Below are 24,550 nucleotides of genomic sequence, written 5' to 3' on the forward strand. Positions count from 1 at the left end.
TCCCGCGCTTAGCCAACGACCAGATTGAGGAGTTTACCCGGTACATAAATCACTTTACGTACGGTAACGCCATCAAGATATTTTGCCACCAGAGGCTCCTGGCCCGCACGTTCACGAACCTGCTCTTCAGTGGCGTTTACCGGAACGGTGATTTTGCCACGTACTTTGCCGTTTACCTGAACCACAACCAGCGTTGAGTCTTCAACCATTGCGGCGTCGTCAGCTACCGGCCACGGCGCGTTGTCGATATCGCCTTCACCTTTCAGCGCTTGCCACAGGGTGAAGCAAACGTGTGGAGTGAACGGGTTGAGCATGCGTACAACGGCAAGCAATGCTTCCTGCATCAGAGCTCTGTCCTGCTCGTCTTCCTGCGGTGCTTTCGCCAGCTTGTTCATCAGCTCCATAATCGCCGCAATTGCGGTGTTAAAGGTCTGACGACGACCGATATCATCGGTAACTTTAGCAATGGTTTTGTGCACGTCGCGACGCAGCGCTTTTTGATCTTCTGTCAGTGCTGCAACGTTAAGCGCCGGTGCATCACCCTGTGAAGTGTGTTCGTAAACCAGTTTCCAGACACGCTTCAGGAAGCGGTTCGCCCCTTCAACGCCGGATTCCTGCCATTCCAGGGTCATGTCAGCCGGAGAGGCGAACATCATGAACAGACGTACGGTGTCGGCACCATAGCGTTCAACCATAACCTGCGGGTCGATACCGTTGTTTTTCGACTTGGACATTTTGCTCATGCCGGTATACACCAGTTCATGGCCTTCTGCGTCCTTAGCCTTAACGATACGACCTTTTTCGTCGCGTTCAACGATGGCATCAACCGGAGAAACCCAGTTGCGTTCGCCGTTTGCGCCCACGTAGTAGAACGCATCGGCCAGCACCATCCCCTGACACAGCAGTTGTTTAGCCGGTTCGTCAGAGTTGACCATGCCCGCATCGCGCATCAGTTTATGGAAGAAGCGGAAGTAGAGCAGGTGCATGATGGCGTGTTCAATACCGCCAATGTAGATATCAACCGGCAGCCAGTAGTTGGCGGCTTTGGAATCCAACATGCCTTCCTGATACTGCGGACAGGTGTAGCGCGCGTAGTACCATGATGACTCCATAAAGGTATCGAAGGTGTCGGTTTCACGTAGCGCAGGCATACCATTAACGGTGGTTTTTGCCCACTCCGGGTCGGCTTTGATCGGGCTGGTAATACCGTCCATGACCACGTCTTCCGGCAGAATAACCGGCAGTTGATCTTCTGGCGTCGGCAGCACGGTGCCATCTTCCAGCGTCACCATCGGGATTGGCGCCCCCCAGTAACGCTGACGGGAAACCCCCCAGTCACGCAGGCGGTAGTTAACTTTACGCTTACCCACGCCTTTATCGACCAGTTTGTCAGCAATGGCGTTGAAGGCAGCGTCGAAGTCGAGACCGTCAAACTCACCGGAGTTAAACAGCACGCCTTTGTCGGTCAGCGCCTGTTCAGACAGATCCGGCTCTGCGCCTTCAGAAGTCAGAATTACCGGCTTGATGGTCAGGCTGTATTTGGTGGCAAATTCGTAGTCGCGCTGATCGTGACCCGGAACGGCCATGACGGCGCCTGTGCCGTATTCCATCAGGACGAAGTTTGCCGCCCAAACCGGGATTTCTTCGCCAGTCAGCGGATGAACGGCTTTAAAGCCAGTGTCGACGCCTTTTTTCTCCATGGTCGCCATTTCGGCTTCAGCAACCTTGGTATTACGGCATTCGTCAATGAAGGCAGCCAGTTCAGGGTTATTTGCAGCGGCTTTCTGCGCCAGCGGATGACCTGCGGCAACGGCCAGGTAGGTCGCACCCATAAAGGTGTCCGGGCGGGTAGTGTAAACGGTCAGCGTGTTGTCGTAACCGTTCACATCAAAGGTGATTTCCACGCCTTCAGAACGGCCAATCCAGTTGCGCTGCATCGTTTTCACGGTGTCAGGCCAGTGATCCAGGTTATCCAGGTCACGCAGCAGTTCGTCAGCGTAAGCGGTGATTTTGATAAACCACTGCGGGATCTCTTTACGCTCTACTTTGGTATCGCAACGCCAGCAGCAGCCGTCAATAACCTGTTCGTTCGCCAGTACGGTCTGGTCGTTCGGGCACCAGTTGACCGCAGACGTTTTCTTGTACACCAGGCCTTTTTTGTACAGCTCGGTGAAGAATTTCTGTTCCCAACGGTAGTATTCCGGGGTACAGGTTGCCAGCTCACGGCTCCAGTCGTAACCAAAACCCAGCATTTTGAGCTGGTTTTTCATATAAGCGATGTTGTCGTACGTCCACGGTGCTGGGGCGGTGTTATTTTTAACCGCCGCGCCTTCCGCAGGAAGGCCGAAGGCATCCCAGCCAATGGGCTGTAGGACGTTTTTACCCAGCATACGCTGATAGCGGGCGATCACATCACCGATGGTGTAGTTACGTACGTGGCCCATGTGTAGTCGACCAGAAGGATAGGGAAGCATAGACAGGCAGTAATACTTCTCTTTGCTCTCGTCTTCGGTAACTTCAAATGTGCGCTTCTCATCCCAGTGAAGCTGTACTTTGGATTCTATCTCTTCCGGGCGGTATTGCTCTTGCATGGCAGCCAGTGGTCCTGTTTTCAATACAGCTACAAACGTAGCTCTAGATGTGGTGTTTCAGATCCGCATAGCATAGCCCAAACGCCCGCGTCAAAACAGCCTTTCGCGCATTCAGCGTTGAATTCCTGCAAGGATAATTCTTGCACAAATTTACACACTCTGTGGGCAGCCTTGCAAAGCGTTGTGTAAATAACGTCTATTATTATAGACAGTTAACGACCCAGGAGGCGAAGCGATGAACAAGGTTGCTCAATATTACCGTGAACTGGTGGCTTCACTGAGCGAACGTCTGCGCAACGGCGAACGCGATATTGATGCATTGGTGGAGCAGGCGCGGCAGAGAGTTATGCAGACCGGGGAGTTAACGCGAACCGAGGTGGAAGAACTCACCCGGGCCGTCAGACGCGACCTGGAAGAGTTTGCTCTGAGCTATGAAGAGAGCCTTGATGAGGAGACCGACAGCGTCTTTATGCGGGTTATCAAGGAGAGTATCTGGCAAGAGCTGGCCGATATCACCGACAAAACGCAGCTTGAATGGCGTGAGGTATTTCAGGATCTTAGCCATCATGGGGTTTATCACAGTGGCGAGGTAGTGGGACTGGGAAATCTGGTCTGCGAGAAGTGCCATTTCCATTTAGCGGTTTACACGCCGGATGTGCTGCCGCTGTGTCCGAAATGCGGTCACGATCAGTTCCAGCGGCGACCGTTTGAGCCGTGATAATTAGGCGTGCTAATCGTCAATTGCAGGCCTGATAACATGCGCCACCATCAGGCCTGCAGTTTTTATGCGTAGTACCTTAAACGCTCCGCTAGCAGATCGACAAACCCTTCGCGATCCACGTCCACCATCACGGTGGTGTTTGGCTTATTGCCACTCAGGAAGTAGTAATCCACCACGGTCATGCCCTGCGTGTATTTGCCCTGGGTTTCCACACCAACCCAACGCTCAACGGTAGTAAACAGCTCAGGTTTCAGCAGCCAAGCAATGGTGCAGGGGTCGTGCAGCGGCGCGCCAATGAATCCCCATTTTTCGTCTTTGTGGTATTCGAAGAAGAAGTCGAGTAGTTCAGCAACGATCGTTGAAACAGGATTGCCGATAGCGCGGAACCGCTCGGTATCTTCGCGATGAATTTGCGCTTTATGTGTCACGTCCAGACCAGCCATCACCACCGGAATGCCTGACTGGAATACAATTTCAGCAGCTTCAGGATCCACAAAAATATTGAACTCGGCGGCGGGCGTCCAGTTTCCGAGACCCATTGCCCCACCCATTATCACGATACGGGCGATGTTGGCGTGCAGTTCTGGATGGCTATTCAGCAGCAATGCCACGTTTGTTTGCGGCCCGGTGGAGACGATGGTCACCGGTTCCGGGCTTTCACGCAGTGTTTTCGCCATCAGTTCCACAGCTGTGCATGGCTGCGGCGCAAAGGTTGGTTCCGGGAGCGCCGGGCCATCTAACCCACTCTCGCCGTGGACGTTATCGGCAATAATCAGATCGCGCATCAGCGGTTTCACAGCGCCACCGGCGACGGGAATATCACTACGATTGAGCAGCGTTAGCATGCGCAATACGTTACGCAGCGTTTTGTCGGGCGTCTGATTCCCGGCAGAAGAGGTTATGGCTTTAACGTCCAGCTCTGGTGAGGCGAGGGCGAGAACAATTGCGATAGCGTCGTCATGACCTGGATCGCAATCAAACAGGATAGGAAGTGCCATTGTTGCTCCTTGTAAGTGGGACTCTGTGACAAGGTTAACGCTGGGCTGTATCTGTTTCGAGAAGTGAAGAGGTAAATCGTGAGATGGCGCGCACATGGCGGTGCGCGCCAGCAAGATTAGTGCAGGATTTTTGCGAGGAAGTCTTTGGCTCGGTCTGATTTCGGATTGGCGAAGAACTCTTCTTTCGGCGAGTCTTCAACAATCTTCCCTTCATCCATGAAGATCACCCGGTTCGCCACTTTACGCGCAAAGCCCATTTCGTGGGTGACTACCATCATGGTCATCCCTTCATTGGCCAGTTCAACCATGACGTCCAGCACTTCGTTGATCATTTCAGGATCAAGCGCTGATGTCGGTTCGTCAAACAGCATGGCGATAGGATCCATACACAGCGCCCTGGCAATGGCGACACGCTGTTGTTGGCCCCCGGAGAGCTGAGCCGGAAACTTATCGGCGTGCGCTGACAGACCAACGCGTTCCAGTAACTTTTGCGCTTTGTCACGAGCAGGCTTTTTATCGCGCTTAAGCACTTTTACCTGCGCCAGAGTCAGGTTCTCAATGATCGACAGATGCGGGAACAGTTCAAAGTGCTGGAACACCATGCCAACGCGTGAGCGCAGTTTGGCCAGATCGGTTTTTTTATCATTTACCACGGTGCCGTCAACGGTGATGACGCCCTTTTGTACCGGCTCCAGTCCGTTCACCGTTTTGATAAGCGTTGATTTACCTGAACCTGACGGGCCGCAGACCACCACTACTTCACCTTTTTTCACTTCCGTGGAGCAGTCGGTCAGCACCTGAAAGTGACCATACCATTTAGAAACATTTTTCAGGGTAATCATTAAACTGTCCTTTTCTTCAAATAGCTGACCAACAACGATGCGCTCAGACTGAATACAAAATAAACGGCGCCAGCAAACAGGATCATTTCAACCTGCGTGCCGTCACGCTCGCCAATGGTGGAGGCGGTACGGAAGAAGTCTGCCAGACTCAATACATACACCAACGAGGTATCCTGGAACAGTACGATGCCCTGAGTAAGCAGTAGCGGTACCATTGCGCGGAATGCCTGTGGCAGAATGATCAGCTTCATCGACTGCCAGTGGGTCATTCCCAGCGCCAGCGCGGCACTCGACTGCCCACGAGAAATACTCTGGATACCGGCACGGATAATCTCGGAATAGTACGCGGCTTCAAACATCGAAAACGCGACCATCGCCGAGATCAGGCGAATATCGGTTTTTGGCGACAGGCCCAACACGTTTTGCAGGAAGCCGGGCACAATCAGGTAGAACCACAGCAGTACCATTACCAGCGGAATGGAGCGAAATACGTTGACGTAGCCTTTCGCAAACCAGGCAATTGGCGCGAAGCTGGACAGACGCATGACGGCAAGGATGGTCCCCCAGACGATACCAATGACGACCGCTGTAACGGTGATTTTCAACGTGATGATCAGCCCGTCCAGCAGATACGGCAGGGAAGGGACGATAGAACTCCAGTCAAATTCGTACATTATTTGCCTCCCAAATTGCCAGGCAGGCGGATTTTGCGTTCGACGAGATTCATTACCAGCATGATGACGGCGTTAATCAATACGTAGGCCAGCGTGATGGCGGTAAACGATTCCCACGCGTGAGCGGAGTAATCCAGCAGTTTTCCCGCCTGCGCAGCCATATCCACCAGACCGATAGTGGAGGCGATCGCGGAGTTCTTCACCAGATTCATCATCTCTGAGGTCATTGGCGGAACAATCACGCGGTAAGCGTTTGGCAGCAGGACATAGCGATAGGCTTGCGGCAGCGTTAGACCCATCGCCAGCGCGGCGTTTTTCTGCCCGCGAGGCAGGGACTGAATCGCTGCACGAACTTGCTCACAGACGCGCGCGGCGGTAAACAGCCCAAGACAAAGCATGGATGAGAGGAAGAACTGAATGTTGGGATCCAGTTCTGACTTGAACCACATGCCAATGTTTTCCGGCAGCAGTTCAGGAATGACCAGATACCAGGTAAAGAACTGGACGATGAGTGGAACGTTACGAAACAACTCAACGTACAGCGTGCCGATCCCGGAAAGGAAACGGTTTGGTACGGTACGTAATATGCCGAATAAAGAGCCTATGAGGAAAGCGATAATCCAGGCGGTGATAGATAACGCGACTGTGACCTGGAAACCACTCCAGAGCCAGCCGAGATAGGTGGTGTTGCCGAACGGGGCCTGTTGTAAAAAAATACCCCAGTTCCAGTTTATAGACATAAATCTACTCCAGAAAAAAAAGGGTAGCAGCGCTACCCTCGAAGATTGTTATTCGGCGTTTTGCGGTTTTCAGGCCTGATGGGGAACGACCATCAGGCTTATAGTCTGTCCGTACCGAATAGCAATCGAGAGGGAGGGGAAGCCTCCCATTTATTTTAGTTAGTTAAGCGCTTTATCATTCGGTTCTTTGAACAGGGCTTTCATCTCGTCTGACAGTTCGAAATTCATGTTCAGGTTCTTGGGTGGAATTGGATTTTTAAACCACTTATCAAACCATTTCTCAGCTTCGCCTGAGGTCTGAGCCTTGGCGATAGTGTCGTCCATCAGCTTTTTGAACTGCGGATCATCTTTGCGCAGCATGCAGCCGTAGGCTTCCTGAGACTGCGGTTTGCCGACGATCTCCCAGTTGTCTGGTTTCTTCGCCTTTGCGCGTTCGCCAGCCAGCAGTGCATCATCCATCATAAAGGCAACGGCGCGACCGCTTTCCAGAGTACGGAAAGAGTCACCGTGGTCTTTCGCGCTGATGATGCGCATATCCATTTTTTGTTCTTCGTTCAGTTTGTGCAGCAGTACTTCTGAGGTCGTACCCGAAGTCACGACCACGGCCTTACCTTTCAGGTCCGCAAAATCTTTGACGTCGCCGCCTTTTTTCGCCAGCAGACGGGTACCGACAACGAAAATAGTGTCAGAGAAAGCTGCTTGTTTTTGGCGCTCAACGTTGTTAGTGGTGGAACCACATTCAAAGTCGAAAGTGCCGTTTTGCAGCAGTGGGATACGGTTCTGTGATGTAATCGGGATCAGTTTCACCTGCAGATCGGGCTTGTTCAGCTTTTTCTTCACCGCTTCAACGATCGCGTTGGAGTAATCCTGTGAATAACCAACCACTTTTTGCTGGTTATCGTAGTAAGAAAACGGCACCGAGGATTCACGGTGACCAACCACGATCACACCGTTTTTGGCGATTTTGTCCAGCGTGCTGCCTGCCGCTGGTGCTGCGTCTTCTGCGTGCGCCAGACCGGCGGACATTCCCATGACCAGCATGGCAGTGGCGAGCTTACGTAATTGCATATCCAACTCCTTTATCGTCTGCGCCAGGGACGCATTGATACCCATTGTGATGTTGTTATTGTTTGCTACTAAAAAGTGCAGTCTTGTATGTGTTTGTTAACATTTAGTTTGGATGAATGTAAAGAATTTGATGTTTTATTGTTTATTTTTGCGAAGTGCGCCGCACCATTTGGGGGCAAAAATATCCTGTTGCACTTTCCAGGTGCTACCTATGCTCAACTTTGGTGCGACCAGGTTGCACATTCAGCCAAAACTACGTTTGCCTTGTAGAACAAAGCAATAGGCGTGCCAGAATGGGATGCGGGAATGTGTGTGGGCCGGATAAGCGAGGTGTTATCCGGCCAGGGGAAGAAGGGTTACTTACGACGTTGACGCAGGCTCATTACCACCGCACCAAAGCCAAACAGTGCGGTCAGCAGCCAGAGCGGCCAGTTACCGGTACGGGCATAAGGGGTCAGGCCCGTCGTTGGCGTCACGCTGGTGGTCAGAACCTGACGGGTAAACTGCGGGATCATCGCCTGAATCTCACCCTGAGGACCAATCACCGCCGTAATACCGTTATTGGTGCTACGCAGCAGAGGGCGCGCCAGCTCCAGGGAACGCATCCGCGCCATCTGGAAGTGCTGCCACGGTCCAATAGACTTACCAAACCAGGCATCGTTGGAGATAGTTAACAAGTAGTCCGTATCCGGACGGAAGTTATCCCGAACCTGTTCGCCAAGAATGATTTCGTAGCAGATGGCTGCCGTCAGCTTAAAGCCGTGCGCATGCAGCTGCGGTTGTACATAAGACCCACGGCTAAACGAAGACATAGGCAGGTCAAAGAACGGCGCTAACGGACGCAGGATCGATTCCAGCGGGACAAACTCGCCAAACGGCACCAGATGGTTTTTGTTGTAGCGATTGTTGGAATCGTAGCTGTACGGACTGTCTTTACCCAGCGTGATGATAGTGTTGTAGGTATCGTAACGATTCTGCTTGTTCAGACGTGCATCTACGATCCCGGTAATTAGCGTGCTGTTTTTCGATTTCAGCAAGTTATCCATCATGCTCAGAAAGCGCTGCTGGTTAATTTCCAGATCCGGAATAGCAGATTCTGGCCAGATGATGAGCTGTGATTTGCCCATCTCGGGCTGGGTGGCGTCGAGATAAATCTTCAGGGTGTTGAGTAACTGACCTTCATCCCATTTGAGTGACTGCGGAATGTCACCCTGCACCATCGATACCTGAGTGGTTTTTTCCGGCTCAAGCGTGTACCACTGGATATAGCGCAACGGAAAGGGCAGGGCAAAGAGCACCAGCGCGGCAATCAGCGGCTTCCAGTTACGCGTCACCAGCGCCAGCGCCAGCAGGCCGCTGACCATCATCAGCAGGAAGTTAATCGCCTCAACGCCCATCACCGGCGCCAGCCCTTTTAACGGACCGTCGATCTGGCTGTAGCCGAATTGCAGCCATGGGAAGCCGGTCAATACCCAGCCGCGCAGGAATTCAGTGATTTGCCAGACTACCGGCGCGGCAATCGCCACGCGTAGCCAGGTGGTTTTCGGCCACAAGCGCGCTAAAACGCCGGCAAACAGACCGGTATAAAGGGAAAGGTATGCGGCAAGCAGAACCACGAGGAAAACATTAACCGGGCCCGGCATACCACCAAACTGCGCGATGCTGACGTAAACCCAGTTAATACCTGAGCCAAACAGCCCTAGTCCCCAGAAGTAGCCGATAGCGGCAGACTGGAGCGGGCGACGGTTGAAGGTAAGAGCCTGCAGGCCCATCAGCGAAACGATCGCGGCGGGCCAGATATCATACGGAGAGAAAGCCAGCGTCCCGCAGGCACCGAATAATAACGCCAGCAGCAGGCGAATGCGCTGGCGTTCGATTAATGGGGCAAATGCCATGTAGTCTTAGATCCAGTTTCGGGTTTATTCGTCCAGTTTGGGCTGGGGTGAGTCGTCCGGAATTCTGACATGAACCTGAATAATACGACGGCTGTCGGCCATTGCCACTTTAAACTGGTAACCATCAATGTCGATAGTTTCCCCACGTGCGGGCAGATGACCAAAGGCCTGCATAACCAGCCCGCCAATAGTATCGACTTCTTCGTCGCTAAAGTGGGTCCCAAAAGCGTCGTTGAAGTCTTCAATAGACGCCAAAGCGCGGATAGTCCAGGTGTGGCGACTGAGCTGACGGAAGTCAATATCGTCTTCTTCGTCGTACTCATCTTCAATTTCACCGACGATCAGTTCAAGGATGTCTTCAATGGTCACCAGACCTGAGACACCGCCAAATTCGTCGATGACGATAGCCATATGATAACGCTGGGAGCGAAACTCTTTCAGCATGCGGTCAACCCGCTTGCTTTCAGGTACGACAACCGCCTGGCGTAACACTTTCTCCATGCTGAAGGCTTCGGCATCGCTGCGCATAAACGGCAGCAGATCTTTGGCCATCAGAATCCCTTCAATGTGATCTTTATCTTCGCTGATCACCGGGAAACGCGAGTGGGCAGACTCGATAATGACATCGAGACATTCATCCAGGGTCTGGTTGCGTTTCAGGGTAATCATCTGAGAGCGGGGGATCATGATGTCGCGCACGCGTTGGTCCGCAATATCCATCACCCCTTCGAGCATATCGCGCGTATCTTCATCGATAAGGTCGTTTTGCCCGGAATCACGGATCAGCTCCAACAGTTCGTCGCGGTTTTTGGGTTCACCGTGGAAAAGTTGGCTCAGTAACAGGGAAAAAAATCCCTTTTTGCTGTTTAAGGTGTCACTACTGTGTGAATTGTCGTCGCTCATGGCGTCGTATGGGTTCTCATGTTAGTTAATAGGTCGCTCAATGCGCGTAAACTCAGCGCATGGCTTTATGGGAAACCCGGGCTGATGCCCGACGGCTTATTCCTTCTCGGCAATGTACGGATCCTCATAGCCCAGAGCAAGCATAATCTCAGTTTCGAGGGATTCCATTTCCTCCGCTTCACCGTCTTCGATATGATCGTAGCCGAGTAAATGCAGGCTTCCGTGCACCACCATGTGCGCCCAGTGGGCTTCAAGCGGCTTACCTTGTTCCTGCGCTTCCTTCTCGACGACCTGACGGCAGATGATCAAATCACCCAGCAGCGGCATCTCAATGCCCGGCGGAGCTTCAAACGGGAAAGAGAGCACGTTGGTTGATTTATCTTTCCCGCGATAGGTCAGGTTTAGCTCATGGCTTTCCGCGTCATCGACCAGACGAATAGTTACTTCAGACTCTTCCTGAAACTGCGGGATCACCGCATCGAGCCACCCCTGAAACTGACTTTCTGTGGGTAAACCGGATTCGTCTTCACATGCCAGCTGTAAATCGAGAATAACCTGACTCATTTTTGTTCCTGCTCCTGAGCTTCGCGCTTGCGTTCTGCAGCCTGCTCGGCTTTGCGTTTCTGTTCTGCTTCTTCCCAGGCTTCATACGCCGTGACGATACGGGCCACCACCGGATGGCGAACCACGTCTTCGCTATGGAAGAAATTAAAACTAATCTCGTCGACCTCAGCCAGCACTTCAATGGCATGACGCAGACCGGATTTGGTGCTACGCGGCAGGTCAATTTGGGTGATATCGCCGGTGATAACCGCTTTGGAGTTAAAGCCGATACGGGTCAGGAACATTTTCATCTGTTCGATGGTGGTGTTCTGGCTCTCATCAAGAATGATGAACGCATCGTTGAGTGTACGTCCGCGCATATAGGCCAGCGGCGCAACTTCAATGACGTTACGCTCAATCAGCTTTTCAACCTTCTCAAAACCGAGCATTTCGAACAGCGCGTCATACAGCGGTCGTAAATAGGGATCGACTTTCTGGCTCAGGTCGCCAGGCAGGAAACCGAGTTTTTCACCTGCTTCCACTGCTGGACGGGTCAGCAGAATACGACGGATCTCCTGACGCTCAAGCGCATCGACCGCGGCAGCAACCGCAAGATACGTTTTACCCGTACCCGCAGGGCCAACGCCGAAGGTGATGTCGTGGTCGAGGATATTCGCAATGTACTGCGCCTGGTTCGGCGTACGCGGTTTAATGACTCCGCGCTTGGTTTTGATATTCACCGCTTTGCCAAATTCCGGCACGCTGTCTGCGCTTTGCTCAAGCACACGCGCTTCTTTGATTGCCAGATGAATTTGTTCAGGCTCAATGTCCTGCGTCTGACCGCGCATGGGGGCGGTATCGACGTACAGGCTGCGTAAAATATCTGCCGCTGCGGTAACGCAAATTGGGCGACCTGTCAGTTTAAAATGGTTATCACGGCGGTTAATTTCGATGCCGAGGCGACGCTCCAGCTGTTTGATGTTGTCATCAAATGGGCCGCAAAGGCTCAACAGGCGGGCATTGTCTGCGGGTTCAAGGGTGATTTCGCGAGTGTCTATGTTCAAACTGTTCCTCTTATGCATGTCTTGCCGGACGTTGAACATTTACCGGCACCTAAGGAAATTATTCACGCCATGGGGGAAAGGCGCAAGCATTGCAATAAATATGGGGATGCCAGGGCAAATTACAAGGCTCGCCGGAGCAGCGAGCCAGGAAGTTTAGGCCCGATAGGCGTGGTGCCATCGGGCATTGTTTGCGTTTTTCAGCAGGATTAAGGCTGATAAATACCGACGCCCAGATCGTTTTCTTTGCGGGTACGCGCAATAACCGACTCAGGGGATTCTGCGATGCGCAGGCCCATTTCGTCTTCAGTACGTACCACTTTGCCGCGCAGGGAGTTCGTCCAGACATCGGTAATTTCAACATCCACAAACTTACCGACCATATCCGGAGTACCTTCAAAGTTCACCACGCGGTTATTTTCGGTACGCCCTGACAGTTCCATGATGCTCTTACGCGATGTGCCTTCAACCAGAATGCGCTGGGTCGTGCCGACCATACGACGGCTCCAGGCCATAGCTTGCTGGTTAATACGTTCCTGCAGAATGTATAAACGTTGTTTTTTCTCTTCTTCTGGTACGTCATCAACCATATCGGCGGCAGGTGTGCCTGGACGTGCAGAGAAGATAAAGCTGTAGCTCATATCAAAATTGACGTCAGCAATCAGCTTCATGGTCTGCTCGAAATCCTGCGTAGTTTCACCCGGGAAGCCAACGATGAAATCGGAGCTAATCTGGATATCCGGACGTGCTGCGCGCAGTTTGCGGATGATCGCTTTATATTCCAGTGCGGTATGGGTGCGCCCCATCAGATTCAGCACGCGATCTGAACCGCTCTGTACCGGCAGGTGCAGGAAGCTGACCAGTTCCGGCGTATCGCGATAAACTTCCACGATATCGTCGGTAAATTCGATCGGATGGCTGGTGGTGAAGCGGATACGGTCAATGCCGTCGATCGCCGCGACCAGACGCAGCAGATCGGCAAAAGATCCGATCGTGCCGTCGTAGTTCTCACCGCGCCAGGCGTTGACGTTTTGCCCCAGCAGGTTCACTTCACGCACGCCTTGCGCTGCCAGCTGGGCGATTTCAAACAGGATATCATCCGCCGGACGGCTGACTTCCTCACCGCGGGTGTAGGGCACCACGCAATAAGTACAATATTTATTACAACCTTCCATGATGGACACAAACGCGCTTGGACCTTCAGCACGCGGTTCCGGCAGGCGATCGAACTTTTCGATCTCCGGGAAACTGATATCAACCACTGGGCTACGAGTCGTGCTTCCACGCACTTTGTTGATCATTTCCGGCAGACGGTGCAGGGTTTGCGGCCCAAAAATAATATCGACATAGTGGGCGCGCTGGCGAATATGGTCGCCTTCCTGAGACGCAACACAACCACCGACGCCGATAATGAGCTTGGGATTCTTCTCTTTTAACAGCTTCCAGCGACCTAACTGATGGAAGACTTTTTCCTGAGCCTTCTCACGGATAGAGCAGGTATTCAGCAGTAGCACATCTGCTTCTTCGGCCACGTCGGTCAGTTGATAGCCATGGGTGGCATCCAGCAGATCGGCCATCTTCGATGAATCGTATTCGTTCATCTGACAGCCCCAGGTTTTAATATGGAGTTTTTTGGTCATCGACTTGCTCTTGCGAAATTGTGGCTGAAATGCAGGGCGCATAGTGTACTGCTTTGGCGCGGTTGTGACCAGTATGACGGATGTCAGCCTCAAGGGGTAAAAAATCCTGTAAACTTAAGCAATACATGTAACAGGATAATTGACCATGACAAATCAACCAACGGAAATTGCCATTGTCGGCGGGGGGATGGTCGGCGGTGCGCTGGCGCTGGGACTGGCGCAGCATGGATTTACGGTAACGGTTATTGAACATGCTGCTCCTGCGCCATTTGTGACTGACGGACAGCCTGATGTCAGAATTTCGGCCATTAGCTCCGCGTCCGTGTCGTTGCTGAAAGGGCTGGGTATCTGGGATACGATTCAGGGGATGCGCAGTCATCCTTACCGTCGTCTGGAAACGTGGGAATGGGAAAATGCCCATGTAATGTTTGATGCCGCCGAACTTAAGTTACCTTTGCTCGGCTATATGGTCGAAAACACGGTTCTGCAACAGGCACTCTGGCAGGCGCTGGAAGTTCACCCCAAAGTTACGCTGCGCGTGCCTGCATCGCTTCTCTCTTTGCATCAACATCACGATCGGCATGAACTTGAGCTGGCAGACGGTGAAAAAATCAGCGCGAAGCTGGTCATCGGTGCGGATGGGGCCAATTCTCAGGTGCGTAAAATGGCCGGGATTGGCATTCATGCCTGGCAGTATGCGCAGTCCTGTATGTTGATAACCGTACAATGCGAGAATTCGCCGGGAGACAGTACCTGGCAGCAATTTACGCCTGACGGTCCGCGCGCGTTTTTACCGCTGTTCGATAACTGGGCCTCGCTGGTGTGGTACGACTCACCGGCGCGCATCCGCCAGTTGCAAGGCCTGAACATGCCCCAGCTGCAGACGGAGATCGCCAAACATTTCCCGTCTCGACTGGGCAACGTGACGCCTGTGGCGGCGGGAGCATTTCCGCTTACGCGTCGCCACGCACTGCAATATGTGCAGCCGGGCCTGGCGCTGGTGGGTGACGCTGCGCATACCATTCATCCGCTGGCAGGGCAGGGCGTTAATCTGGGATTCCGTGATGTGGATGCGCTGATTGACGTGCTGGTGAATGCGCGTAGCTACGGCGAGACCTGGGCCAGCCAACCGGTGCTGAAACGCTATCAGAATCGTCGTATGACTGACAATTTCATTATGCAAAGCGGCATGGATCTGTTTTACGCCGGTTTTAGCAACAACCTGCAGCCGCTGCGTATCATGCGTAATCTCGGGCTAATGGCTGCAGAGCGCGCAGGTGTGCTGAAGCGTCAGGCGCTGAAGTATGCGTTAGGATTATAATTCAGACAGGCCTATAGCAAACGTTGTAGGCCTGATAAGCGGAGTGCCATCAGACAATCAATCCAGGAATGCAGAAAAGCAAAAAGCTCGCCGAAGCGAGCTTTTTTTATATGGCTGGGGTACGAGGATTCGAACCTCGGAATGCTGGTATCAGAAACCAGAGCCTTACCGCTTGGCGATACCCCAACGGGCGCATCCACAAAATGGACGACTTGTTAAAATTGGCTGGGGTACGAGGATTCGAACCTCGGAATGCCGGAATCAGAATCCGGTGCCTTACCGCTTGGCGATACCCCAACAATTTTTTGACTTTATCGAGCGAGTCGACAGGCCTTTAATATGGTGGCTACGACGGGATTCGAACCTGTGACCCCATCATTATGAGTGATGTGCTCTAACCAGCTGAGCTACGTAGCCATATACTACTTAATCTTCGATGGCTGGGGTACCTGGATTCGAACCAGGGAATGCCGGTATCAAAAACCGGTGCCTTACCGCTTGGCGATACCCCAAAGACCGTTGCGGTGAACCGCTATATCGAAGAAAAAATGGCTGGGGTACCTGGATTCGAACCAGGGAATGCCGGTATCAAAAACCGGTGCCTTACCGCTTGGCGATACCCCATCCGTGCAACGCTTACGGGTGAATGGTGCGGGAGGCGAGACTTGAACTCGCACACCTTGCGGCGCCAGAACCTAAATCTGGTGCGTCTACCAATTTCGCCACTCCCGCAAAAAAGATGGTGGCTACGACGGGATTCGAACCTGTGACCCCATCATTATGAGTGATGTGCTCTAACCAGCTGAGCTACGTAGCCATCTTTTTTTCGCGTAACCTTATCGGCGTTGCGGGGCGCATTATGCGTATTGAGCCTTGAAGCGTCAACCCCTTTTTCATTGAAAATAGCTGGAATGTGACTGTTTGGTTAGGTTGCGAACAGCATGACGCAATATTCGGCAATTATTAGTTATTAATTGTTTTTTAGCACAGAAAACAGACATAAAAAAAGAGCCCCGCAGGGCCCTTTTCCAGTGATTAACTTATTTATAAGCGGATTGGTGTACGCCAACTGCACGACCTGAAGGATCGTTCATGGTTTTAAACGCTTCATCCCATTCGATCGCTTTGGCCGAAGAACAGGCAACCGACGGCCCGCCTGGTACACATTCTGCCGCGCTCGCAACCGGGAACAGCTCTTCGAAAATTTCACGATACAAATACGCCTCTTTAGATGATGGCGTGTTGTACGGGAAACGGAAGCTGGCGGTTTCCAGTTGTTGGTCAGAAACTTGTTCAGCAGCGACTTCTTTCAGTGTATCAATCCAACTGTAACCGACACCGTCAGAGAACTGCTCTTTCTGCCGCCATGCGACGCTTGCCGGCAGGTAGGATTCAAAACATTCGCGCAGAACATGTTTTTCCATTTTGCCGTTGCCGCACATTTTATCCTGCGGGTTGATGCGCATCGCCACATCAAGGAATTTCTTATCCAGGAAGGGCACACGAGCCTCCACGCCCCAGGCTGACATGGCTTTGTTGGCGCGAGCGCAGTCGAACATATGCAGCGCCTGTAGCTTGCGCACGGTCTCTTCATGCAGCTCTTTTGCATCCGGCGCTTTGTGGAAATAGAGATAGCCGCCAAACACTTCGTCCGAACCTTCACCCGACAGCACCATTTTAATGCCCATCGCTTTAATTTTACGCGACATTAAGTACATTGGCGTCGAGGCGCGAATGGTTGTGACATCGTAAGTTTCAATGTGATAAATCACGTCGCGGATAGCATCCAGACCTTCCTGCACGGTGAAGTGGATCTCGTGGTGCACGGTACCCAGATGGTTCGCCACTTCTTGTGCGGCTTTCAGATCTGGTGCGCCCTCCAGGCCGACGGCGAAGGAGTGCAGTTGCGGCCACCATGCTTCGCTACGTTCCTGATCTTCAACACGACGCGCCGCGTATTTTTTGGTGATTGCGGAAATGACCGAAGAATCCAGACCGCCGGACAGCAATACACCGTAAGGAACATCTGACATCAGGTGACTTTTCACCGCATCTTCCAGCGCCTGACGCAGCTCGTTTTTATCGGTAACGTTGTCTTTAACCGCATCATATTCAAACCAGTCGCGCTGGTAGTACTGACGAATTTCGCCGTCTTTGCTCCATAAATAGCTACCTGCCGGGAATTCTTTGATCGTGCGGCATACAGGAACAAGGGCTTTCATTTCAGACGCGACGTAGAAGTTACCGTGCTCGTCGTAACCCATATATAGCGGGATGATCCCAATATGATCGCGACCGATCAGATAAGCGTCCTGCTCGCTGTCGTACAGGGCAAAAGCAAACATGCCTTGCAGGTCATCCAGGAACTCTGGGCCTTTTTCCTGGTACAGCGCGAGGATAACTTCGCAGTCGGAACCGGTCTGGAACTGGTAGCGATCGCCGTATTCAGCGCGCAGCGCCTGATGGTTATAAATTTCACCGTTAACTGCCAGGATATGCGTTTTCTTTACGTTGTACAGCGGTTGAGCTCCGGCATTGACGTCGACGATGGACAGACGTTCATGCGCCAGAATGGCGTTATCATCGGCGTAAATACCCGACCAGTCCGGACCGCGATGGCGCATCAGACGAGACAATTCCAGGGCTTTTTTACGCAGTTCAACTGCGTCAGTTTTAATATCGAATACGCCAAAAATAGAACACATAACCTTCTCCGTTAACCTGTTGCGTGATGCTTTTTATGTTTGCTTGATAAAGAAAATGCCGCAAAGCGGGAGAGGGCGCAAGCGAATTACGGGTCAGAAAATAAAAAACGCAATGGTCATTGTGGATTGGTGAAAAAAGATTATGTAATGAACATTGTTATTGATGAATCAGCAATGAAATGGTGATTTTATTGAATGGATGGGTTTTGCAGACCGGATAGCTTGCAGGTAGTGTTATCCGGCCTGGGGGATTAAATGACGTCTATCTCAGCAACGGACGGGTAAATCCAGCTAGGTCTGAACGGCATGCTGTCGATGTCATCAAGCGTCGATACGCCAGACAATACCAGGATGGTTTCCAGACCCGCCTGGAAGCCCGCCAGAATATCGGTACGCAGGTTGTCGCCAACGATAACCGTCTCTTCCGAGTGCGCCTGCATTTTGTTGAGCGCTGCACGAATAATCCACGGGCTGGGTTTCCCCACATAAAACGGCTTACGGCCAGAGATTTTTTCGATACCGGCGCACAGCGCACCGCAGGCAGGATAAAAGCCACGGCCGTGAGTATCCGGGTTTGTGGCGATGAAACGCGCGCCGTTAGCCACAAAATAGGCGGCTTTATGCATCATGTCCCAGTTATAGGAACGCGTCTCGCCAACAATCACAAAATCCGGGTTCACGTCGGTAATCGTAAATCCGGCTTTATACAGTTCGTGGATCAGCGCTCCTTCACCTACCACGTAGGCCTTTTTACCTTCCTGGCGACGAAGAAAATCAGCGGTAGCCATGGCAGAAGTATAAAAGACGCTATCGGGGACATTCACACCTGCGGTGGCGAAGCGGTTGGCCAGATCTTGCCCGGTCTGTGAAGGGTAGTTAGTTAGCAAAACGAGCGGCAGACCTTTTTCCAGAATCCCGGTCAGAAATTCTGCCGCACCCGGTACGGCAACATTGTCGTGCATCAGCACGCCGTCGATATCACAAATTACATTCTTAATGGCCATGGACAATCCGACATTAAAAAAAGAAGGCATTACTATACACAAAATACACGACATCATTCGAGTTGCATCAAGGCGGCAAGTCTGCGAAACCCCGGAGCTTACTGAAGTAAGTGACCGGGCTGAGCAGATGCAGCTAACGCAGATGCAGCTAACGCAGAGGCAGCTTGAAGGATGACATGTATTAGCTTTCCAGCAAACGTTGCAGCAAAGTCCCGTTGAGCATTGCACGCTTCACCAGCGCAAAGGCGCCAATGGCGGAGCGGTGATCCAGCGTGGAACGAACCACCGGTAAATTGTGACGAAACGCCTTCAACGCCTGCGTGTTGATACAGCTCTCTATGGCTGGCAGTAGCACTTTATCCGCTTCGGTAATTTCGCCTGCAATGACGATTTTTTGCGGGTTAAACAGGTTGATGGCGATAGCGATGGTTTTACCCAGGTGTCGACCAACGTGCTCGATGACTTCTGCTGCCAGATTGTCGCCTTTATTCGCTGCCCTGCAGATGGCTTTGATACTGCAATCATCCAGCGTGAGCCGACTTGGATAGCCTTGTTTTAGCAAGTTTTGTACGCGGTGTTCGATAGAAGCATTAGCCGCAATGGTTTCCAGACAGCCGAAATTACCGCAGTGACAGCGCTCACCCAGCGGTTCTACCTGAATATGACCAATCTCACCTACGTTGCCATTGCGACCGATGAAAATGCGACCATTGGAAATAATTCCCGCGCCGGTTCCGCGGTGAACACGCACCAAAATGGAGTCTTCGCAATCCTGACTTGCCCCGAAATAGTGCTCGGCCAGAGCCAGACTGCGAATATCGTGACCGACAAAGCAGGTGACCTTAAAGCGTTTTTCAAGCGCTTCGACCAGCCCCCAGTTTTCAACCTGAATGTGTGGCATATAGCGAATAACACCGCTTTCAGGGTCAACCAGGCCTGGCAGGATGACGGAAATCGCAATCAGCTCGCGGATTTTCCGCTGGCAGCTCTCAATAAAGGAGGCAATGGTGTTGAGCAGCGCATACTCCAGCGTTTCCTGGGTACGCTCCGGGAGAGGGTAGTGCTCTTCAGCGACCACTTTACTGCTCATGTCATAGAGCGTGAGCGTGGTATCGTGACGGCCCAGTCGCACACCAATCGCGTGGAAATTGCGGGTTTCGGTGACGATGGAGATAGCGCGGCGGCCCCCGGTGGAGGCCTGCTGATCGACTTCTTTGATCAACCCGCGTTCGATCAACTGACGCGTAATTTTGGTTACGCTGGCGGGGGCAAGCTGGCTTTGCTCGGCAATTTGAATTCGCGAGATTGGCCCATGCTGGTCAATCAGGCGATAAACCGCCGCGCTGTTAAGCTGTTTTACGAGGTCAACATTACCTATTTGAGCTTGTCCGCCTGGTGTCATTCTTTCTCTTACTCAGTAACGACCTCGTTGCCATTAACGATGGTCTTGATAATTTTAAAGTCGTGCGTGAACGCAGTCAGGTTGGCTACTTTGCCTGGCGCGATGCTGCCGAGTTGTTTGTCGACGCCAATGGCGCGAGCAGGGTAGAGCGTTGCCATGCGCAGGACTTCGTCGAGAGCGATATTCGCATGTTCGACCAGATTGCGTACGCCTTCAATCATGGTTAATGATGAACCGCTCAACGTACCGTTCTCATCAACGCACAATCCATTGCGGTAGTATATTGTTTTACCAGCGAAAATGAACTGTTCAATGTTTGCACCTGCTGGCGCGGTCGCGTCGGTGACCAGGCATAGCTTGTCGCCTTTCAGGCGCTTGGCATTACGAATGTTAACGTAGTCAACGTGCAGGCCATCGGCGATGATACCGCAGTAGATATCGGCTTCATCAAGAATTGCGCCCGCCAGTCCCGGTTCACGACCGGTAATGTACGGCATCGCGTTGAACAAATGGGTCGCAAAGGTGATGCCTGCGCGGAAGCCGATTTTGGCTTCTTTGACCGTTGCATTTGAGTGACCCGCAGAAACCACAATACCGGCATTCACCAGTTTGGTGATGACCTCTACCGGAACCATTTCTGGCGCCAGCGTCACTTTAGTGATGACATCGGCATTATCGCACAGGAAATCGACAAGCGCAGCGTCCGGTTGACGGACAAATCCCGGATTATGCGTGCCTTTTTTCACCAGATTCAGCCACGGACCCTCCAGATGAAGCCCTAATGCCTGATTCGGGTGTTTCGCCAGGTATTCACGCATGACGCGAACGCCCTGCTTCATCAGGTCATCGCTGGTGGTGATAAGCGTTGGCAGGAAGCTGGTGCAGCCCGATTTTTCATTGGCTTTCTGCATGATTTCCAGCGTTTCAACGGTTACGGCTTCTGCCGTATCGTTAAACTGTACGCCGCCGCAGCCGTTTAGCTGTACATCGATAAAACCGGGGGAAATAATGGCCCCATTCAGTGAGCGCTGTTCAATTCCTGACGGTAACTCAGCCAGTGGGCAAACGCTGTCAATCAGGCCATTGGCGACAACAATCGCATGGTCATCAAGAATTTCGTGACCGGTAAAGATCCGGCCCTGGGTTAAAGCATACATTCCGACCCCCGATTTCAAAAAATGCCGCCCTGCAACTCATCGACAGGGCGGAGACATCAATTACAGACCTTTAATATTTTCCGCTTCTAACTCGTTAAAGTATTTCAGCGTTTTCACTTTCAGTTCCATGGTGGAAGGCTCATCGCAGACCACAACGGCTTTCGGATGCAACTGCAGGCAACTGATGGTCCACATATGGTTAACATTGCCTTCAACGGCAGCTTGTAGGGCCTGCGCTTTCTGGTGACCCAGAACCAAAATCATCACTTCTTCAGCATCCAGCAGAGTACCCACGCCAACGGTCAGCGCATATTTAGGCACCTGGTTTACGTCACCGTCAAAGAAGCGTGAGTTAGCAACACGCGTGTCGTGAGTCAGCGTTTTGATGCGGGTACGGGAAGCCAAAGAGGAAGCCGGTTCGTTGAACGCGATGTGACCATCATTACCTACACCGCCCATGAACAGGTGGATTTTACCGTAAGAACGGATTTTTTCTTCGTACTGACGGCATTCTGCATCAATATCCGGCGCATTACCATTGAGGAGGTTGATGTTTTCTGCTGGAATATCAACGTGATCAAAGAAGTTACGATGCATGAAACTATGATAGCTTTCCGGATGTTCCTTCGGCAGGCCTACATATTCATCCATGTTGAAAGTGACAACATGTTTGAAGCTCACCTGGCCCGCTTTGTGCATTTCGACTAATGCTTTATAGGCTGTCAGCGGAGTACCGCCAGTCGGCAGGCCCAGAACGAACGGACGATCTGCCGTTGGTTTGAACGCGTTAATACGGTTAACGATATGGCGAGCAGCCCATTTGCCGACTTGTTCAGCGGTATTCAGGGGGATCAGTCTCATTCTTCACCTCAAAAGTAAATGTAAGCAATTGGCGGATTGAGTCTCTGTGCAGTATTAAGCGTAACCTGGTTTTGCATCGGTAAGGATCAATCCGTTTCGATTTTTTGAATGATAAAATAAGTTTTCTTAGTTAGCCAGTGAAAGGGAGGGTTAATAACGATATTTGGTGACTGAAATCACAAAAAACATGCTTTTAATTTGCGATACGAATTAAATTTTCACACACTCTGAATGTAGATGAATGGTTAATATCGTTGTTCCAGAATCTTGTTGTCAGGAATGGTCGCACAATAAAAATATGGCTTCAAAGAAGCCTAATCGGGGTCTCGTAGGGGGAATAAAATGAATATTTTAGGTTTTTTCCAGCGGCTGGGTAGGGCGTTACAGCTCCCCATCGCTGTGCTGCCAGTCGCGGCACTGCTGCTGCGATTCGGCCAACCAGATTTACTTAACGTACCCTTCATCGCGCAAGCGGGTGGGGCCATTTTTGATAACCTCGCGTTAATTTTCGCGATCGGTGTGGCATCCAGCTGGTCAAAAGACAGCGCAGGTGCGGCAGCGCTGGCGGGTGCGGTCGGTTATTTCATATTGACCAAAGCAATGGTTACCATTAACCCAGCCATCAACATGGGTGTGCTGGCGGGTATCATTACCGGTCTGGTCGGCGGCGCCGTCTATAACCGCTGGTCTGGTATCAAACTGCCTGACTTCCTGAGCTTCTTTGGCGGCAAACGCTTCGTGCCGATCGCCACTGGCTTTTTCTGTCTGGTGCTGGCTGCAATCTTTGGCTACGTGTGGCCGCCGGTGCAGAACGCCATCCACGCGGGTGGTGAGTGGATCGTAGGCGCTGGCGCGCTGGGTTCAGGTATCTTTGGTTTCATCAACCGTCTGCTGATCCCAACCGGTCTGCATCAGGTTCTGAACACCATCGCCTGGTTCCAGATTGGCGAATTTACTAACGCCGCAGGAACCGTATTCCACGGTGACATCAACCGCTTCTATGCGGGTGACGGTACTGCGGGTATGTTCATGTCTGGCTTCTTCCCGATCATGATGTTTGGTCTGCCGGGTGCGGCGCTGGCGATGTACTTCGCTGCTCCAAAAGCACGTCGTCCGATGGTTGGCGGTATGCTGCTGTCCGTGGCGATCACTGCATTCCTGACTGGTGTTACCGAGCCGCTGGAATTCCTGTTCATGTTCCTGGCTCCGCTGCTGTACCTCCTGCACGCAGTGTTAACGGGTATCAGCCTGTTCGTTGCGACACTGCTGGGGATCCACGCGGGCTTCTCCTTCTCCGCAGGTGCTATCGACTACGTGTTGATGTACAACCTGCCGGCAGCAAGTAAGAACGTCTGGATGCTGGTGGTGATGGGGCTGGTGTTCTTCGTTATTTACTTCGTGTTGTTCAGCGCGGTTATTCGTCTGTTTAACCTGAAAACGCCGGGCCGCGAAGATAAAGAAGACGATATCGTCACTGAAGAAGCGAACAGCAATACTGAAGAAGGTCTGGCTCAACTGGCAACCAGCTACATTGCAGCGGTTGGCGGTACCGATAACCTGAAAGCGATTGATGCCTGTATTACCCGTCTGCGTCTGACCGTTGCCGACTCTGGTCGCGTAAACGATGCGATGTGTAAACGCTTAGGCGCTTCTGGTGTGGTTAAGCTGAACAAGCAAACTATTCAGGTCATCGTGGGTGCAAAAGCTGAATCCATTGGCGATGAAATGAAGAAAGTTGTCGCGCGTGGTCCGGTGGCGGCAGCGTTTGGTGAAAGTGCGCCAGCGGCGGCAGCTCCAGTTGCAAAGCCGCAGGCTGTCGCGAATGCGGTCACCGTTGAAGCGTTGGTTTCTCCTATTACCGGTGATGTGGTTGCACTGGAACAGGTTCCTGATGAAGCCTTCGCCAGCAAAGCAGTAGGTGACGGCGTGGCGGTAAAACCGACCGATAAAATCGTGGTTGCTCCGGCTGCGGGCACTATCGTGAAAATCTTCAACACTAACCATGCGTTCTGCCTGGAAACCGTGAAAGGCGCGGAAATTGTGGTCCATATGGGCATCGATACTGTAGCGCTGGAAGGTAAAGGCTTTAAGCGTCTGGTTGAAGAAGGTGCGGAAGTAACGGCAGGTCAACCGATTCTGGAAATGGATCTGGAGTTCCTGAACGCCAACGCACGTTCCATGATTAGCCCGGTTGTGTGCAGCAACAGCGATGATTTCGGCGCGCTGGTCATTAAAGCCGAAGGTCATGTGGTTGCTGGTCAGACACCGCTGTATGAAATTAAAGGTAAATAACTGCTCCTGAGTAAAGTAAGTTAAGTGCCTTAAGCGGCGGGGGATAATCCTCCGCCGCTTTTTTTTACAGCAAATACCCTCATATATCCTGCTGAAACACCTTTTTTGTGCAACTAATAGTTGTCTCCTGAC

The 24,550-nt window shown here is 52.1% G+C and carries 19 protein-coding genes and 7 tRNA genes; 3 read left to right on the top strand and 23 right to left on the bottom strand.

The features are described from left to right. Positions 1-8: 8 nt before the first annotated feature. Positions 9-2,591: a leucine--tRNA ligase gene (gene leuS / locus On2M_RS10920; protein ID WP_187252815.1), complete on the bottom strand. Its 2,583-nt coding sequence runs from the start codon at positions 2,589-2,591 to the stop codon at positions 9-11. 235 nt (positions 2,592-2,826) lie between these two features. On the opposite strand from leuS, the gene On2M_RS10925 reads away from it, so the two are divergent. Beyond that, positions 2,827-3,309, top strand: coding sequence for a zinc ribbon-containing protein (locus tag On2M_RS10925; protein ID WP_003022748.1), 483 nt, complete (start codon positions 2,827-2,829; stop codon positions 3,307-3,309). Positions 3,310-3,374: 65 nt separating this feature from the next. On the opposite strand, the gene rihA is transcribed toward On2M_RS10925, so the two are convergent. From rihA to miaB, 10 genes are all read right to left on the bottom strand, one after another. Beyond that, the gene (gene rihA, locus On2M_RS10930; protein WP_151218760.1) at positions 3,375-4,310 is read right to left on the bottom strand and encodes a pyrimidine-specific ribonucleoside hydrolase RihA; all 936 of its coding nucleotides are present in this window, start codon (positions 4,308-4,310) and stop codon (positions 3,375-3,377) included. Positions 4,311-4,426: 116 nt separating this feature from the next. Beyond that, the gene (gene gltL / locus On2M_RS10935; RefSeq protein WP_151218761.1) at positions 4,427-5,152 is read right to left on the bottom strand and encodes a glutamate/aspartate ABC transporter ATP-binding protein GltL; all 726 of its coding nucleotides are present in this window, start codon (positions 5,150-5,152) and stop codon (positions 4,427-4,429) included. After that, the gene (gltK, locus tag On2M_RS10940) at positions 5,152-5,826 is read right to left on the bottom strand and encodes a glutamate/aspartate ABC transporter permease GltK (protein ID WP_003022757.1); all 675 of its coding nucleotides are present in this window, start codon (positions 5,824-5,826) and stop codon (positions 5,152-5,154) included. The genes gltL and gltK overlap by 1 nt, the downstream gene beginning before the upstream one ends. After that, entirely contained in the window at positions 5,826-6,566 is a 741-nt protein-coding gene (gene gltJ / locus On2M_RS10945) for a glutamate/aspartate ABC transporter permease GltJ (RefSeq protein WP_187252813.1), read from the bottom strand. The genes gltK and gltJ overlap by 1 nt, the downstream gene beginning before the upstream one ends. Positions 6,567-6,725: 159 nt before the next feature. Then, on the bottom strand, positions 6,726-7,634 hold the full coding sequence (gene gltI / locus On2M_RS10950) for a glutamate/aspartate ABC transporter substrate-binding protein GltI (protein ID WP_016152242.1): 909 nt from the start codon (positions 7,632-7,634) through the stop codon (positions 6,726-6,728). 356 nt (positions 7,635-7,990) lie between these two features. After that, positions 7,991-9,529: an apolipoprotein N-acyltransferase gene (lnt, locus tag On2M_RS10955; RefSeq protein ID WP_210904819.1), complete on the bottom strand. Its 1,539-nt coding sequence runs from the start codon at positions 9,527-9,529 to the stop codon at positions 7,991-7,993. A 24-nt stretch (positions 9,530-9,553) separates the two neighbouring features. Next, complete coding sequence (corC, locus tag On2M_RS10960) at positions 9,554-10,432, bottom strand: CNNM family magnesium/cobalt transport protein CorC (RefSeq protein ID WP_048212288.1); 879 nt, start codon at positions 10,430-10,432, stop codon at positions 9,554-9,556. Positions 10,433-10,528: 96 nt separating this feature from the next. Continuing rightward, a complete protein-coding gene (ybeY, locus tag On2M_RS10965; RefSeq protein ID WP_151218763.1) occupies positions 10,529-10,996 on the bottom strand; it encodes an rRNA maturation RNase YbeY in 468 nt (155 codons plus the stop codon). Next, the gene (locus tag On2M_RS10970; RefSeq protein ID WP_003022776.1) at positions 10,993-12,039 is read right to left on the bottom strand and encodes a PhoH family protein; all 1,047 of its coding nucleotides are present in this window, start codon (positions 12,037-12,039) and stop codon (positions 10,993-10,995) included. Before On2M_RS10970 ends, ybeY begins: the two co-directional genes overlap by 4 nt. A gap of 206 nt (positions 12,040-12,245) precedes the next feature. Then, on the bottom strand, positions 12,246-13,676 hold the full coding sequence (miaB, locus tag On2M_RS10975; RefSeq protein WP_003022779.1) for a tRNA (N6-isopentenyl adenosine(37)-C2)-methylthiotransferase MiaB: 1,431 nt from the start codon (positions 13,674-13,676) through the stop codon (positions 12,246-12,248). 145 nt (positions 13,677-13,821) lie between these two features. On the opposite strand from miaB, the gene ubiF reads away from it, so the two are divergent. Then, on the top strand, positions 13,822-14,997 hold the full coding sequence (ubiF, locus tag On2M_RS10980; RefSeq protein ID WP_210904820.1) for a 3-demethoxyubiquinol 3-hydroxylase: 1,176 nt from the start codon (positions 13,822-13,824) through the stop codon (positions 14,995-14,997). A 111-nt stretch (positions 14,998-15,108) separates the two neighbouring features. Here ubiF and On2M_RS10985 read toward each other — a convergent pair. The 12 genes from On2M_RS10985 to nagB all read right to left on the bottom strand — a co-directional run bounded on the left by On2M_RS10985 (position 15,109) and on the right by nagB (position 22,126). Continuing rightward, a tRNA-Gln gene (locus tag On2M_RS10985) sits at positions 15,109-15,183 on the bottom strand. 36 nt (positions 15,184-15,219) lie between these two features. After that, positions 15,220-15,294 (bottom strand) — tRNA-Gln (locus On2M_RS10990). A 43-nt stretch (positions 15,295-15,337) separates the two neighbouring features. Further along, positions 15,338-15,414, bottom strand: a tRNA-Met gene (locus On2M_RS10995). A 20-nt stretch (positions 15,415-15,434) separates the two neighbouring features. Beyond that, positions 15,435-15,509: transfer RNA gene (locus On2M_RS11000), tRNA-Gln, on the bottom strand. A gap of 37 nt (positions 15,510-15,546) precedes the next feature. Continuing rightward, positions 15,547-15,621, bottom strand: a tRNA-Gln gene (locus On2M_RS11005). 23 nt (positions 15,622-15,644) lie between these two features. After that, a tRNA-Leu gene (locus On2M_RS11010) sits at positions 15,645-15,729 on the bottom strand. 8 nt (positions 15,730-15,737) lie between these two features. Next, positions 15,738-15,814, bottom strand: a tRNA-Met gene (locus On2M_RS11015). 223 nt (positions 15,815-16,037) lie between these two features. Continuing rightward, positions 16,038-17,702, bottom strand: coding sequence for an asparagine synthase B (gene asnB / locus On2M_RS11020; protein ID WP_151219516.1), 1,665 nt, complete (start codon positions 17,700-17,702; stop codon positions 16,038-16,040). A 251-nt stretch (positions 17,703-17,953) separates the two neighbouring features. Then, the gene (gene nagD / locus On2M_RS11025; protein ID WP_005121413.1) at positions 17,954-18,706 is read right to left on the bottom strand and encodes a ribonucleotide monophosphatase NagD; all 753 of its coding nucleotides are present in this window, start codon (positions 18,704-18,706) and stop codon (positions 17,954-17,956) included. A 181-nt stretch (positions 18,707-18,887) separates the two neighbouring features. Beyond that, a complete protein-coding gene (locus On2M_RS11030) occupies positions 18,888-20,108 on the bottom strand; it encodes an N-acetylglucosamine repressor (RefSeq protein WP_151219518.1) in 1,221 nt (406 codons plus the stop codon). 8 nt (positions 20,109-20,116) lie between these two features. Next, positions 20,117-21,265: an N-acetylglucosamine-6-phosphate deacetylase gene (gene nagA / locus On2M_RS11035; protein WP_151224925.1), complete on the bottom strand. Its 1,149-nt coding sequence runs from the start codon at positions 21,263-21,265 to the stop codon at positions 20,117-20,119. A gap of 60 nt (positions 21,266-21,325) precedes the next feature. Beyond that, positions 21,326-22,126: a glucosamine-6-phosphate deaminase gene (gene nagB, locus On2M_RS11040; RefSeq protein WP_085047509.1), complete on the bottom strand. Its 801-nt coding sequence runs from the start codon at positions 22,124-22,126 to the stop codon at positions 21,326-21,328. A gap of 342 nt (positions 22,127-22,468) precedes the next feature. Here nagB and nagE point away from each other — a divergent pair, with 342 nt between their 5' ends. Then, complete coding sequence (gene nagE, locus On2M_RS11045; protein ID WP_151219520.1) at positions 22,469-24,418, top strand: PTS N-acetyl glucosamine transporter subunit IIABC; 1,950 nt, start codon at positions 22,469-22,471, stop codon at positions 24,416-24,418. The last annotated feature ends 132 nt before the right edge of the window (positions 24,419-24,550 follow it).

Origin of the sequence: Citrobacter sp. On2M, from assembly GCF_018035235.1 — a bacterium.
Lineage (GTDB): Bacteria > Pseudomonadota > Gammaproteobacteria > Enterobacterales > Enterobacteriaceae > Citrobacter > Citrobacter meridianamericanus.